The sequence below is a fragment of the Rhizobium sp. KDH_Rht_773_N genome, from assembly GCF_052946295.1.
Window position 1 is genome coordinate 518,628 of record NZ_JBRFNB010000002.1, and the last position, 13,441, is coordinate 532,068.

Annotated in this window: 12 protein-coding genes; 9 read left to right on the forward strand and 3 right to left on the reverse strand. The window is 62.9% G+C overall.

Annotated elements, in window-relative coordinates; translation table 11 throughout:
* Nucleotides 1–61 precede the first annotated feature (61 nt).
* Nucleotides 62–1,108, reverse strand: coding sequence for an ABC transporter substrate-binding protein (locus ACU8HS_RS24310; protein WP_112571194.1), 1,047 nt, complete (start codon nucleotides 1,106–1,108; stop codon nucleotides 62–64).
* A 273-nt stretch (nucleotides 1,109–1,381) separates the two neighbouring features.
* Here ACU8HS_RS24310 and ACU8HS_RS24315 point away from each other — a divergent pair, with 273 nt between their 5' ends.
* Nucleotides 1,382–2,407 (forward strand): LacI family DNA-binding transcriptional regulator, encoded by a 1,026-nt coding sequence (locus ACU8HS_RS24315; RefSeq protein ID WP_112753140.1) that lies wholly within the window; start codon nucleotides 1,382–1,384, stop codon nucleotides 2,405–2,407.
* A gap of 196 nt (nucleotides 2,408–2,603) precedes the next feature.
* Here ACU8HS_RS24315 and hutC read toward each other — a convergent pair whose 3' ends face one another.
* Both hutC and ACU8HS_RS24325 read right to left on the reverse strand, forming a co-directional pair.
* Nucleotides 2,604–3,329, reverse strand: a complete 726-nt coding sequence (gene hutC, locus ACU8HS_RS24320; RefSeq protein WP_112571196.1) for a histidine utilization repressor — start codon at nucleotides 3,327–3,329, stop codon at nucleotides 2,604–2,606.
* Between the two features lie 57 nt (nucleotides 3,330–3,386).
* Nucleotides 3,387–4,733 (reverse strand): formimidoylglutamate deiminase, encoded by a 1,347-nt coding sequence (locus ACU8HS_RS24325; RefSeq protein WP_447016376.1) that lies wholly within the window; start codon nucleotides 4,731–4,733, stop codon nucleotides 3,387–3,389.
* Nucleotides 4,734–4,858: 125 nt separating this feature from the next.
* On the opposite strand from ACU8HS_RS24325, the gene hutI reads away from it, so the two are divergent.
* The 8 genes from hutI to ACU8HS_RS24365 all read left to right on the forward strand — a co-directional run bounded on the left by hutI (nucleotide 4,859) and on the right by ACU8HS_RS24365 (nucleotide 13,421).
* On the forward strand, nucleotides 4,859–6,118 hold the full coding sequence (gene hutI / locus ACU8HS_RS24330; RefSeq protein ID WP_447016377.1) for an imidazolonepropionase: 1,260 nt from the start codon (nucleotides 4,859–4,861) through the stop codon (nucleotides 6,116–6,118).
* Complete coding sequence (hutH, locus tag ACU8HS_RS24335; RefSeq protein WP_447016378.1) at nucleotides 6,115–7,650, forward strand: histidine ammonia-lyase; 1,536 nt, start codon at nucleotides 6,115–6,117, stop codon at nucleotides 7,648–7,650. Before hutI ends, hutH begins: the two co-directional genes overlap by 4 nt.
* A gap of 1 nt (nucleotide 7,651) precedes the next feature.
* On the forward strand, nucleotides 7,652–8,452 hold the full coding sequence (hutG, locus tag ACU8HS_RS24340) for an N-formylglutamate deformylase (RefSeq protein WP_447016379.1): 801 nt from the start codon (nucleotides 7,652–7,654) through the stop codon (nucleotides 8,450–8,452).
* 16 nt (nucleotides 8,453–8,468) lie between these two features.
* Complete coding sequence (hutU, locus tag ACU8HS_RS24345) at nucleotides 8,469–10,157, forward strand: urocanate hydratase (protein WP_112756381.1); 1,689 nt, start codon at nucleotides 8,469–8,471, stop codon at nucleotides 10,155–10,157.
* 3 nt (nucleotides 10,158–10,160) lie between these two features.
* Nucleotides 10,161–10,736 (forward strand): HutD/Ves family protein, encoded by a 576-nt coding sequence (locus tag ACU8HS_RS24350; protein ID WP_113412788.1) that lies wholly within the window; start codon nucleotides 10,161–10,163, stop codon nucleotides 10,734–10,736.
* A gap of 121 nt (nucleotides 10,737–10,857) precedes the next feature.
* Entirely contained in the window at nucleotides 10,858–11,805 is a 948-nt protein-coding gene (locus tag ACU8HS_RS24355; protein ID WP_112703026.1) for an ABC transporter substrate-binding protein, read from the forward strand.
* A gap of 60 nt (nucleotides 11,806–11,865) precedes the next feature.
* Nucleotides 11,866–12,639, forward strand: coding sequence for an ABC transporter permease (locus tag ACU8HS_RS24360; protein ID WP_112571206.1), 774 nt, complete (start codon nucleotides 11,866–11,868; stop codon nucleotides 12,637–12,639).
* Nucleotides 12,636–13,421, forward strand: a complete 786-nt coding sequence (locus tag ACU8HS_RS24365) for an ABC transporter ATP-binding protein (protein ID WP_447016380.1) — start codon at nucleotides 12,636–12,638, stop codon at nucleotides 13,419–13,421. Before ACU8HS_RS24360 ends, ACU8HS_RS24365 begins: the two co-directional genes overlap by 4 nt.
* The last annotated feature ends 20 nt before the right edge of the window (nucleotides 13,422–13,441 follow it).

The following is a 13,441-nucleotide window of genomic DNA, read 5'->3' on the forward strand; positions in this document are numbered from 1 at the left end:
TCCTTCTTGCCATGGGGACATCCGGCCGCCACAGGTGCGGCCGGAGTTCACTCAAGCGCGTTTAGTTGGTGATGCCAAGCTTCTTGCAGCCTTCGGCATATTCGCCGGTGCAGATCTGCTCGGGCGTCTGGATCTTCTTGTCGAAGATTTCGGCCTTGATGTTCTCGGCGGTCACGACGGCGGGGACGAAGAGCTGCGACGGCGTATTGTAGAGCGTCGTCTTGGCTTCCGGCTTTTCGCCCTTGATCATCTGCACGGCCACGTTGGCGGCAGCGGCCGCGACGATTTCGGACGGTTTCGAAATCGTGTTGTACTGGTCGCCGGAGATGATCAGCTGAAGGGCGGCGATCGTCGCGTCATTGCCGGTAACCGGCGGAACCGGCTTCACGCCGGCGGCCTTGAAGGCGGCGATCGCGCCACCGGCCGTGCCGTCATTGGCGGCGACAACGCCCTTGATGTCAGCGCCGAAACGGGTGATCTGGCCGGCAGCCCATTCCTGCGCCTTCGGCGGCGCCCATTCCGGCGTGTCGTATTCGGCAAGCGTCTTGTAGGCGGATTCCTTCAGGCCGCGATGGATGCCGTCGCGGATCAGGCCCGCGGCCGCATCGGTCGGCGAACCGTTGATCTCCAGCACGCCGGCGCCGTCAGCCACGCCTGCGGCCTTCAGATGCTCGACCAGCGACTTGGCGATCGCATAGCCGATGCCTTCATTGTCGAAGGAGACGTAATAGTCGGCCGGCTTGTCCGGGATCGGGCGGTCATAGGCGATGACCTTCACGTCCTGGGACTGGGCGATTTCGACGAGGCCGGCCGCAGCCGCGGAATCGACGGGATCGAGAACGACGACCTTGGCCCCCTGGGCGATCACCGAGTTGAACTGCTGCTGCTGCAGCGAGGCATCGGCGTTGGCGTTCTGGTAGATCACCGTGCACTTCGGGCACAGCTTTTCCATCTCGGCCTTGAAGCCGGGGAAATCGTGCTGCTCATAGCGGGTGGATGCCTGGTCGGGCATCAGGAAAGCGACGGTCGCAGCTTCCTGAGCCGAGGCGGCACCGGCAAGACCCATGAAAACGGTCGCCGACGCCATAAGCAAATTGCGATAATTCATTTTCTCCTCCTTGGTGTGATTGAAACACAGGCCCAGGCATTGCCGAAAGCCGCTACGGTTCACCCGCTCGCCGCCACCCTCGCCGCCATGGAAACGACGAGCAAGGCGCCCCTGCGAAAGCACAGCCTCTCCGCAGCCTCTTGGAAATACCTCCCTGCACCGACTTTGCCAGTCGGCTTGTATCATCGATTGCGCAAGCTTGCTCAATCGATGAAGCAAGAATTGCCACTTCTGCCGTTTGATGTCAAGTTACCCCAAACGGAGAAGGGCATTTTGAATCAGGTGAAGCAGACGAAGCGGACGACGATCTACGATCTGGCGGAGCTTGCCGGCACGTCGGCGAGTGCGGTCAGCGCCGTGCTCAACGGCAACTGGAAGAAGCGCAGGATCAGTGCCCAGCTTGCCGAAAAGATCATGCGGATCGCCGGGGAACAGGGCTATGCGCTGAATATGCAGGCGAGCCTGCTGCGGCGCGAAAAGTCCCACATTATCGGCATGATCGTGCCGAAATACGACAACCGCTATTTCGGCTCGATCGTCGAAACCTTCGAAGACATGGCGCGTGCGCGCGGCCTGTTCCCGATCATCACCTGCACGCGCCGCGACCCCGAACTGGAGGTCGAGGCGGCCCGCACCATGCTCTCCTATCAGGTCGAATGCCTGATCGCGACGGGCGCGACCGATCCTGACCGGATCACCGAAATGTGCGCGGCGGCCGGTGTTCGCAGCCTCAATCTCGACCTGCCGGGCGCACTTGCGCCCTCCGTCATCTCCGACAATTTTGCCGGCGCGCGGGAACTGACGCGCCGCATCCTGAAAAACAGCGAGCAGAGGCTCGGCAGGATGGAACCGCTGCTCTTCATCGGCGGGCGCGGCAGCGACCACAACACGGCCGAACGTATCCGCGGTTTTCGCGCGGCCCATGCCGACCTCGGCGTCTCCGTGCACGAAGAGAATATCCTTGCCTGCGGCTATGCGCCGGAAAAGGCCGAAAAGGCGCTGGACGAACGCGCCCTTGGCGGCAATGCCCTGCCGAAGGGCATGTTCGTCAATTCGACGATCTCGCTCGAAGGCGTCATGCGCTGGATTCGCCGCTCCGGCCATCTGGACGACCGCAGCCTGGTGCTCGGCTGCTTCGACTGGGACCCGTTCGTCACCCTTCTCGGCAACGGCATCGAGATGGTGCGCCAGGATGTGCCGGGCATGCTCAACAAGGTCTTCGAACTCATCGAATCCGGAGCGAACAAGCCCGTGCTCATCCAGGTGCCGCCGCTCATTCCGCAAACGCAGGAGGCGTAAGCGCCTTATGCTCGTCGGGAACCGGCCATTCTTCATCGTTTGAGCGTAAGCGCCGACTTTCGCAATACCCCTGTTTTAGGGATGTTGACGCCGGGAAAATCGCTTTCTATGGGAAACCATCGACCCAGTGCGGCGGCAACAACAGGCGTCCGGCCATACGAGGTGGCCGGGCGCTTTTTTCATTGAGAAATCAAGCCTATTTCACCGCCTCGGGGGTGAAGCGGGCATAGAGCGCGTGGCGATTGCCGGGATAGACGAAGCGCACATGCGTAACCGGGCCTGATTTGTTCCAGGTGCGTCGTTCGACGACGAGGCAGGCGGTGGCTGCCGGGATGGAAAGCATGGCCCCCTCATCCTCCTCGACGCCGATCGCGAAGATCTTGTGCTCGGCAGCACTCCAGGGAACCTGGCTTAACAGCCATGGGCCGGGCGCCGTCTCCTCGAAGCCCTCGTCGGCGGCCTCCGGGACGGTCTGGAGATTGATCAGGCGCTTTTCCAGGCAGAAGGGCTGCGATCCGGCATAGTGGGTGCAGACGATCTCGATCAGGCTGGAATTCTGTTGCAGGTCCAGCATCTGCCGATCCTGCGCCTGCGCCTTCCTGCGAACGCGCTTTGCGACCTTGTAGGAATAGGCGAGGTTGAGGGATTGGACCTCTGCCTTGATATCGTGGATCTCGAGCACCGCGGATTGTGCCTGCGGCTGGATGACGAAGCTGCCGGATTTCTTCCGCCGCTCGATGAGCCCGGCCTTGACCAACTGGGTCAGCGCCTTGTTCACCGTCATGCGCGAGCAGTCGTACTGCTTCGTCAGCTCCACTTCGAACGGGATGCGATAGCCCGGCGGCCATTCGCCCGAGACGATACGGCCCTCGATATCGCTGAGGATACGCTGGTGTAAGGTCGTTTCCTTGGGTTCATTCATCGTCACGCTCCGGCTCTTCTTCCGCTGTAACGCCTGGGAAGCGCGGAGGAAAGGCCGTCATGCCGCCAGCAACTCGCTCATGGCGGCGATGAAGCGCCGGTCGATCCGCTCACGCCGCAGATGACGGCCGTTTTCAACCTGCTTGCAGCCAAGCGCCCAGACGCTATCGACCGCCACACCCCCGGCAAAGACCCAGTGATCGATAAGCCGGTCCTCGGAGAGATAGGGAACGGCGCTCCTGTCGAGCGAGAGGATGTCAGCATAGTTGCCCGCCACAAGGCCGGATGGCGCCTTCAGCGCCGCGCCGCCGCCGGCAAGCGCATGATCGAAGAGAGCCTGGCCGGTGGAACCGCCGGTAGTGGCGATGACGTTGCGGGCGCGCAGCGCCAGACGCTCGGAATATTCGAGCTGGCGCAGCTCCTCGGAAATCGAGATCAGGATATTGGAATCGGAACCGATGCCGTAACGCCCGCCCTCCGACAGGAAGAGCGGCGCGGAAAACGTGCCGTCGCCGAGATTGGCTTCGGTAATCGGGCAGAGGCCGGCGATGGCACCGCTCCTCGCCGTCAGGCGCGTTTCGTCCTCGGTCATGTGGGTGGCGTGGATAAGGCACCAGCGCTCGTCGACCGGCGCGTGGTCGAGCAGCCATTGCACGGGCCTTGCGCCGGACCAGGAGAGGCAATCCTCGACTTCCTTGACCTGTTCGGCGACATGGATGTGGATCGGGCGATCGCCGGCAAGCTCGATGGCGACGGACAATTCCTCCGGCGTGACGGCCCGCAGGCTATGCGGCGCGAGCCCGAGTTCGGCACCCGCGAGCCGGCCTGTCACCTGCCGGCAGCCTTCCCAGAGGTCAGCAAATCGGTCGGTGGAATTGATGAAGCGGCGCTGTCCTTCGATGGGTGCTGCCCCGCCGAAGCCGGAATGGGCGTAGAGCACCGGCAGCAGCGTCAATCCGATGCCGGCTTCCGCGCTGGCTGCGCCAATGCGCTCGGCCATTTCGGCGATATTGGCATAGGGGCTGCCGTCCTTGTCGTGATGCAGATAGTGGAACTCGCCGACGCGGCAAAAGCCGGCTTCCAGCATTTCCATATAGAGCTTGGCGGCCACCGCCTCCACATGGTCCGGCGTCATCGAGAGCGCAAACTTGTACATGACGGTACGCCAGCTCCAGAAACTGTCACTGGCCGGCCCGCGGACTTCGGCAAGCCCCGCCATCGCCCGCTGAAAGGCGTGGCTGTGAAGGTTCGGCATGGCCGGCAGCAGGACGGCATGGCGCTCGTCGTGAGCGTCGGGCACAACATCCGTTTCGATTGAGGCAATGCGCCCGCCTGCGAGCGTCAGACGCACATTCCTGCGCCAGCCTTCGGCCAGCAAGGCAGCCGCCGCATGAAGTCTCGTCATGATTGCTCCCCTTCTTTCTTTGTTGGCCGCTCCGCTTGTCTTTGTACGAAAGGCCATAAATTTCCACTTGTCACCCTTTCGATTATGTATATACATATTTACCCATAAGGAAAGGCGTAAAGCTGATGAGTGGGAACAAATTTTCCGGAGCGGGCCGCGATTCCAGCCCCCGTACGCTGTGGCGCAATGCGCGCCTTGCGACCTTGCGGCAGGATCTGCCGGGCCTTGGCCTAATCGAAAAAGGCGCTGTCGTTTGCGAAGGCGGGCGCATCCTCTTTGCCGGGCCGGAAAGCGAGTTGCCCTCCTGGCTGATCGAGACGGCCGAGATTGCCGATCTCGAAGGCCGGTGGGTGACGCCGGGCCTCGTCGATTGCCATACGCATATCGTCTACGGCGGCAACCGCGCCCGCGAATTCGAGATGCGCCTGGAAGGCGCCACCTATGAAGAGATCGCACGCGCCGGCGGCGGCATCGTCTCGTCCGTGAAGGCGACCAACGCGCTGTCCGTCGAGGGCCTTGTCGAGGCCGCGCTGCCGCGGCTCGATACGCTGATCTCGGAAGGTGTCACCACGATCGAGGTCAAGTCCGGCTATGGTCTCAATATCGAGGCGGAGCTGAAGATGCTGCGCGCTGCCCGAGCGCTCGCGGACCGCCGTCCGGTGCGTGTCATCACCTCCTATCTCGCCGCCCATGCAACGCCTGTCGAATACAGGGGGCGCAACCAGGATTATATTTCCGACGTCGTCCTGCCCGGACTGGAGCGGGCACGGGCGGAAGGCCTGGTCGATGCCGTCGACGGCTTCTGCGAAGGCATCGCCTTCTCGGTCAACGAGATTGCGCGGGTTTTCGACAAGGCCCGTTCGCTCGGCCTTCCCGTCAAGCTCCATGCCGAACAGCTCTCCAATCTCGGCGGCGCGAAACTCGCAGCCTCCTATGGCGCGCTTTCGGCGGATCATCTGGAATATCTGGACGAGGACGGAGCAGGCGCAATGGCTGCGGCCGGCACCGTTGCCGTCCTGCTTCCGGGCGCCTTTTACGCCATCAACGAAATACAGAAGCCGCCGGTCCAGGCGCTGCGAAAGGCCGGCGTGCCCATCGCGATCGCCACCGACTGCAATCCCGGCACGTCGCCGCTGACCTCGCTGCTGCTCACCATGAACATGTCGGCAACGCTCTTCGGGCTCACTGTGGAAGAGTGCATTGCCGGGGCAACCCGGGAGGGCGCCCGTGCGCTCGGGCTGCTGACGGAGACCGGCACGATCGAGGCTGGAAAGTCCGCCGATCTGGCGATCTGGAATATCGAGAGCCCGGCCGAGCTCGTCTACCGCATCGGCTTCAACCCGCTTCATTCCCATGTCTTCAAGGGCGAGAGGATCGACCGATGACCATCACCCTCCATCCGGGTTCCGTTTCCCTTCAGGATCTCGCCGCCATCTACTGGACCGGCGTCCCGGCAAAGCTCGATCCGTCCTTCGACGCCGGCATCGTCAAGGCGGCCAACCGCATCGCCGAAATCGCCGCCGGCAATGCGCCGGTTTACGGCATCAATACCGGCTTCGGCAAACTCGCCTCGATCAAGATCGACAGCGCCGATGTGGCGACGCTGCAGCGCAACCTCATTCTGTCGCATTGCTGCGGCGTCGGAGAGCCGCTGCCGGAAAACGTCGTGCGTCTCATCATGGCGCTGAAGCTCGTCTCACTCGGGCGCGGTGCTTCGGGTGTGCGACTGGAACTGGTGCGCCTGATCGAAGCGATGATGGCGCGGGGCGTCATTCCGGTCATTCCGGAAAAGGGCTCGGTCGGCGCTTCCGGCGACCTTGCGCCGCTTGCCCATATGACGGCGGTGATGATGGGCCATGGCGAAGCCTTCTTCGGCGGCGAAAGGCTGCATGGCGCCACCGCCCTTGTGAAAGCCGGACTGCATCCCGTCGTGCTGGCCGCCAAGGAAGGCCTGGCGCTCATCAACGGCACGCAGACGTCGACGGCGCTGGCGCTCGCCGGCCTCTTCCGCGCCCACCGCGCGGCGCAATCGGCGCTGATAACAGGCGCCATGTCCACCGATGCCGCCATGGGCTCGTCTGCCCCGTTCCATCCCGATATCCACACGCTGCGCGGCCATCGCGGCCAGATCGACACGGCGGCAGCACTTCGCGCCCTGCTCGAAAATTCGCCGATCCGCCAGAGCCATATCGAAGGCGACGAGCGCGTGCAGGATCCCTATTGCATCCGCTGCCAGCCGCAGGTCGACGGCGCCTGCCTCGATCTGCTGCGCTCGGTTGCCCGCACGCTGGAAATCGAAGCCAATGCGGTGACCGACAATCCGCTGGTGCTGTCGGACAATTCGGTCGTGTCAGGCGGCAATTTCCACGCCGAGCCCGTCGCCTTCGCTGCCGATCAGATCGCGCTTGCCGTCTGCGAGATCGGGGCAATTGCCCAGCGCCGCATCGCGCTTCTGGTCGACCCCGCCCTCTCCTACGGATTGCCGGCCTTCCTTGCCAAGAAGCCGGGGCTGAATTCCGGCCTGATGATCGCCGAAGTCACGTCCGCGGCGCTGATGAGCGAAAACAAGCAGATGTCGCACCCGGCCTCCGTCGATTCGACACCCACCTCGGCCAACCAGGAAGACCATGTCTCCATGGCTTGCCATGGCGCGCGCCGGCTTCTGCCGATGACCGACAATCTCTTCGCCATCATCGGCATCGAGGCCCTGACGGCCGCTCAGGGCGTCGAACTTCGCGCCCCGCTTGCAACCAGCCCCGAGCTTCGGAAGGCGATCGCCGCCATCCGCGCAGCCGTGCCCGCGCTGGAGGAAGACCGCTACATGGCAAACGACCTGAAGGCCGCCGCCATGCTGATCGCCGGCGGCACCCTTAACGCATCCGTTTCAAGCGGCATCCTGCCGGCTCTGGAGGTCTGACATGTCCGTTTTCGAGGTCAAGCAAGGCACCTCTCCCGTCATCCTCGGCTTTCCGCATACCGGGACCGATGTTCCCGCCGATATCTGGGAGCGCCTTGACGAGAACGGCAGGCTGCTTGCCGATACCGACTGGCACATCCACCGTATCTATGACGGCCTGCTCGGCAATCCGACCACCGTACGCGCCACCTTCCACCGCTATGTGATCGACGCCAATCGCGATCCTTCCGGTGTGAGCCTCTATCCCGGCCAGAACACGACCGGGCTGATCCCGCAGACGGATTTCGACGGCAAGGCGATCTGGAAAAAAGGCGCGGAGCCGACCGAAGCCGATATCGCCAAGCGGCTCAGCGAATACCATGCGCCCTACCACGCCGCTCTCGCCGCCGAGATCGAGCGGGTGAAGGCCATTCACGGGGTCGCGGTGCTTTACGACTGCCACTCGATCCGCTCGCACATTCCCTTCCTCTTCGAAGGCAAGCTGCCGGATTTCAACATCGGCACGGATATGGGCAAGACCTGCGATCCGGCGATCGAACAGGCAACCGTCGCGATTACCACGGCCGCGACGGGTTATGACAGCATCCTCAACGGCCGCTTCAAGGGCGGCTGGACGACGCGCCATTACGGCCGGCCGGAAACCGGTGTGCATGCCATCCAGATGGAGCTTGCCCAATCCACGCATCTCGCCACCGAGGCCCCGCCCTTCGCCTATGACGAAGAGGAGGCCGACAATCTGCGCATTCATCTCAAATCCATCCTGACGCGGATCGAAGAGATCGCGCTCGGTCTGAAACGCTAAACAAGGGAACACCATCATGACCGTAAACCCGCGCCACAATATCCGCGACGTCCGTTCGCCCCGCGGCGATCAGCTGAACGCCAAGAGCTGGATGACCGAAGCGCCGCTGCGCATGCTCATGAACAATCTCGATCCCGACGTCGCCGAAAACCCGCATGAGCTGGTCGTCTACGGCGGCATCGGCCGTGCTGCCCGCACCTGGGACGATTTCGACCGTATCGCCGCCACGCTGAAGACGCTGAACGAGGACGAGACGCTGCTCGTCCAGTCCGGCAAGCCGGTCGGCGTATTCCGCACCCACAAGGATGCGCCGCGCGTGCTGATCGCCAATTCCAATCTCGTGCCGCACTGGGCGACCTGGGATCATTTCAACGAACTCGACAAGAAGGGCCTCGCGATGTACGGCCAGATGACGGCCGGCTCGTGGATCTATATCGGCACGCAGGGCATCGTGCAGGGCACCTACGAGACCTTCGTCGAGGCCGGGCGCCAGCATTACAACGGCAACCTCAAGGGCAAGTGGATCCTCACCGGCGGCCTCGGCGGCATGGGCGGCGCCCAGCCGCTCGCAGCGGTCATGGCCGGTGCCTGCTGCCTCGCCGTCGAATGCGACGAGACCCGCATCGATTTCCGCCTGCGCACCCGCTATGTGGACGAAAAGGCCCATACGCTGGACGAGGCGCTGGAAAAGATCGAGCGCTGGACCAGGGCCGGTGAAGCAAAGTCGGTCGGCCTCGTCGGCAATGCGGCCGAGATCTTCCCGGAACTGGTGCGTCGCATGAAGGCCGGCGGCCCGCGCCCCGATATCGTCACCGACCAGACCTCGGCCCATGATCCGCGCAACGGCTACCTGCCGGTCGGCTGGACTGTCGCCGAAGCCAAGGCCAAGCGCGAAAGCGATCCGAAGGCGGTCGAGGCCGCCGCCCGTGCCTCGATGAAGGCGCATGTCGAAGCCATGGTCGCCTTCTGGGATGCCGGTGTGCCGACGCTCGACTACGGCAACAATATCCGCCAGGTCGCCAAGGACGAGGGCCTGGAAAATGCCTTCGCCTTCCCCGGCTTCGTGCCGGCCTATATCCGCCCGCTCTTCTGCCGCGGCATCGGCCCGTTCCGCTGGGCAGCGCTCTCGGGCGATCCCGAAGATATCTACAAGACCGATGCCAAGGTGAAGGAGCTTTTGCCCGACAACAAGCACCTGCACAACTGGCTCGACATGGCCAGGGAGCGCATCGCCTTCCAGGGCCTGCCGGCCCGCATCTGCTGGGTCGGCCTCGGCGACCGCCACCGCCTCGGCCTTGCCTTCAACGAGATGGTCCGGAATGGTGAGCTGAAAGCGCCTGTCGTCATCGGCCGCGACCATCTCGATTCCGGCTCCGTCGCCTCGCCGAACCGCGAGACGGAAGCGATGAAGGACGGATCGGACGCCGTTTCCGACTGGCCGCTGCTGAACGCGCTGCTCAACACTGCCTCGGGCGCCACATGGGTGTCGCTGCATCACGGCGGCGGTGTCGGCATGGGCTTCTCGCAGCATTCCGGCATGGTCATCTGCGCCGACGGGACCGACGATGCGGCCCGCCGCCTGGAGCGCGTGCTCTGGAATGACCCGGCGACCGGCGTCATGCGCCATGCCGATGCCGGCTACGACATCGCCGTCGATTGCGCCAAGGACAAGGGTCTTCGCCTGCCCGGCATTCTCGGAAACTGAGCCATGAAGATCCTGCGCGCCGCCGATCACAAGCGCATGCCGTGGAAGAACGGCGGCGGCGAAACGGTGGAAATCGCCATTTCGCCGGCAGGTGCCGGCCTTGCCGATTTCGATTGGCGGGTCAGCATGGCAACCGTCGCCTCCGACGGGCCTTTCTCCGTCTTTCCCGGAATCGACCGCACGCTGTCGATCCTGGAGGGCAATGGCATGCGGCTCTTCATTGATGGGCACAGGCCGGTGCTGCTCACTCAGGAAAGCGAACCGCTTTTCTTTCCGGCGGATGTCCCCGTTGCCGCTGAACTCGACGACGGCGCGATCACCGACCTCAATGTCATGACAAGGCGGAGCGCGCTGCGACACAGCGTGCTCCGCCTTGTCGTGAATTCGCGACAGGAACTGTCCCTGACAGGCGGGCAATCACTTCTGCTTTGTCATCGCGGCGATCTCGAACTTGACCTTGGCGATGACAAAATTGCTCTTGGTGCCGGCGACGCGGCGCTGCTTGCCGAACCCTCCGGCAGAGCCCTGGGACTGCACGGCAACGCCCTTGTCTTCGTGATCACGATCACGGCAATCTGACGGCGGGCCATCGCGCCAGGGGCCATGATAATGTCTAGACAAAACGAAGTGACCATGCCTTAAATGCATTTAATGGGCACCTGGATCGAGTGCTCAAAATAAGAGCAGGGAACTTCGGATCATGAAAAAAACTGGGATTATCGCCACCGCCTTTGCCGCTTTCCTCGCAGCAACGGCGGCCCATGCCGCAGACACGAAAGTTGCCATCGGCATTTCCGGCTGGACCGGCTTCGCGCCGCTGACGCTCGCCAAGGAAGCCGGTATCTTCAAGAAGCACGGGCTGGATGTGACCATCACCAAGGTGCCGCAGGCAAGCCGGCATCTGGCGCTTGCCTCCGGTGACATCCAGTGCGCCGCAACCACGGTTGAAACCTGGATCGTCTGGAATGCAGCCGGTGTCGCCACCACGCAGATCTTCCAGCTCGATGTTTCCCACGGCGCCGACGGCATTGCCGCCAAGCCCGGCATCGAAAAAATCACCGATCTCAAGGGCAAATCGGTCGCCGCATCGGCACCCGGCACATCTCCCTACTTCCTGCTCGCCTTTATCCTCGCCAAGAACGGCCTCAGCATGAAGGACGTGAAGGTCGTCAATATGGAGCCGGGTCCGGCAGCGCAGGCCTTGCTTGCCGGCCAGAATGATGCGGCCGTGACCTATGAACCCTATCTTTCCAGCGTTCGAAACGCGCCGGACAAGGGCAAGATCATCGCCACGACGCTCGACTATCCCGCTGTCATGGACACGTTCGGCTGCACCACAGCCTTCCTGAAGGACAATCCGGAAGCCGCCAAGGCGCTCGCCGCCAGCTATTATGACGCGCTCGAGATGATCAAGACCGATAAGGACAAGTCCTTCGAAATCATGGGCAAGGATGTGAAGCAGTCCGGCAAGGAATTTGGTGAATCGGCCGCCTACCTCGAATGGCAGGACAAGGCAGCCGCCCAGAATTTCTTCAAGACCACCTTCAAGAGCTTCAATGAAGAAGCGGCCGATCTTTTGCTGCAGGCTGGCGTCATCAAGGCAAAGCCTGATCTTTCCACGCTCGCCGACCCTTCCTTCATTCAATAAACCACACAGATGTCAGGGAGCGCCGGCACAGGCGCTCCCTGTTTTTCAGCAGGGCTCCGCATGCGTCCACTTCAACCCATCGGCTCAGGCAGCCGGCTGCTTTTCGGCCTGCTGTTCTTCATTCTCTTTTTTATCGCGTGGGGCTACGCGACGCTCGGCGGCTATGTCTCGAAGACCTTCCTTGCCGATCCGATCACCATGGTGCAGGACGGCTATGACCTGCTCGTCAACCAGGGCTTCCTTTTCGATATCGGCATGACGGTGTGGCGCGTCGTCGGCGGCTTTATCCTCTCCGCACTGGTCGCCGTTCCGCTCGGCATCCTGATGGGCGCCTACAAGCCGGTTGAGGCATTGCTCGAACCCTTCGTCTCCTTCGCCCGCTATCTGCCGGCTTCCGCCTTCGTGCCGCTGCTGATCCTGTGGGCCGGCATCGGCGAGACGCAGAAGCTGCTCGTGATTTTCATCGGTGCCGTGTTCCAGATCATTCTCATGGTCGCCGTTGCCGTTTCCGGCACGCGCCGCGATCTCGTCGAGGCCGCCTATACGCTCGGCGCCGGGGATAGCGGCGTCGTGCGACGCGTGCTCATTCCGGCAAATGCGCCCGACATCGCCGAAATCCTCCGCCTCGTCCTCGGATGGGCATGGACCTATGTCATCGTCGCCGAACTGATCGGCGCTTCCTCCGGCATCGGCTACATGATCATCAACAGCCAGGCGCTGCTTGCCACCGGGCAGATCATCTTCGGCATCATCGTCATCGGCCTGATCGGGCTCATATCCGACTTCGCCTTCAAATGGCTGAACCGCTGGCTGTTTGCCTGGAGGCTGGCATGAGCGAACTTGTCATCAGGGGCGTCAGCCGCACCTTCCCCGGCGTGCGGGGCGGACAGCCGACGCTTGCCCTGCAGCCGACAGACCTCGATATCGCCAGGAACGACTTCGTGACCGTGCTCGGCCCCTCGGGCTGCGGAAAATCGACGCTGCTGCGCATCGTCGCCGGCCTCGATTTCCCCTCCACCGGCACGGTCACGCTCGACGGACGCGAGGTGAAGGGACCGGGGGCCGACCGCGGCATGGTCTTCCAGTCCTACACGCTTTTTCCCTGGCTGACCGTGCGTGACAACATCGCCTTCGGACTGCGCGAAAAAGGCATGGCAGAGGCCGAAAAAAACGAGATCGTCGCAAGCTATATCGCCAAGGTCGGCTTGCGCGGCTTCGAAAACCATTGGCCCAAGCAGCTGTCCGGCGGCATGCAGCAAAGGACTGCAATCGCCCGCGCGCTTGCCAACAATCCGAAAATCCTGCTGCTCGACGAACCCTTCGGCGCGCTCGACAACCAGACGCGCGGCCTCATGCAGGAATTGCTGCTCGGCATCTGGGAGCGTGAACAGAAGACCGTGATCTTCGTGACGCATGACATCGAGGAAGCCATCTTCATGGCATCGCGCGTCGTGACGATGACGGCGCGTCCCGGGCGGATCAAATCGATCACGCCGGTCAATCTTCCCCATCCGCGCCACTATACCATCAAGGCGAGCCCGGAATTTTTAGCGCTGCGCCTGAAGCTGACGGAGGATATTCGCAGCGAAGCGATCGCGGCGGCAGAGCACGAATAGATAGGAAGCAGATACTTCCA

What these genes read in the sequence shown, in the direction of transcription:
- ACU8HS_RS24350 (WP_113412788.1), top strand. Translation starts at nt 10,161, where the DNA reads ATGAAGATCCTGCGCGCCGCCGATCACAAGCGCATGCCGTGGAAGAAC.
- ACU8HS_RS24360 (WP_112571206.1), top strand. Translation starts at nt 11,866, where the DNA reads ATGCGTCCACTTCAACCCATCGGCTCAGGCAGCCGGCTGCTTTTCGGC.
- hutC (WP_112571196.1), bottom strand. Translation starts at nt 3,329, where the DNA reads ATGAATGAACCCAAGGAAACGACCTTACACCAGCGTATCCTCAGCGAT.
- ACU8HS_RS24365 (WP_447016380.1), top strand. Translation starts at nt 12,636, where the DNA reads ATGAGCGAACTTGTCATCAGGGGCGTCAGCCGCACCTTCCCCGGCGTG.
- hutU (WP_112756381.1), top strand. Translation starts at nt 8,469, where the DNA reads ATGACCGTAAACCCGCGCCACAATATCCGCGACGTCCGTTCGCCCCGC.
- ACU8HS_RS24355 (WP_112703026.1), top strand. Translation starts at nt 10,858, where the DNA reads ATGAAAAAAACTGGGATTATCGCCACCGCCTTTGCCGCTTTCCTCGCA.
- hutG (WP_447016379.1), top strand. Translation starts at nt 7,652, where the DNA reads ATGTCCGTTTTCGAGGTCAAGCAAGGCACCTCTCCCGTCATCCTCGGC.
- ACU8HS_RS24310 (WP_112571194.1), bottom strand. Translation starts at nt 1,108, where the DNA reads ATGAATTATCGCAATTTGCTTATGGCGTCGGCGACCGTTTTCATGGGT.
- hutI (WP_447016377.1), top strand. Translation starts at nt 4,859, where the DNA reads ATGAGTGGGAACAAATTTTCCGGAGCGGGCCGCGATTCCAGCCCCCGT.
- hutH (WP_447016378.1), top strand. Translation starts at nt 6,115, where the DNA reads ATGACCATCACCCTCCATCCGGGTTCCGTTTCCCTTCAGGATCTCGCC.
- ACU8HS_RS24325 (WP_447016376.1), bottom strand. Translation starts at nt 4,733, where the DNA reads ATGACGAGACTTCATGCGGCGGCTGCCTTGCTGGCCGAAGGCTGGCGC.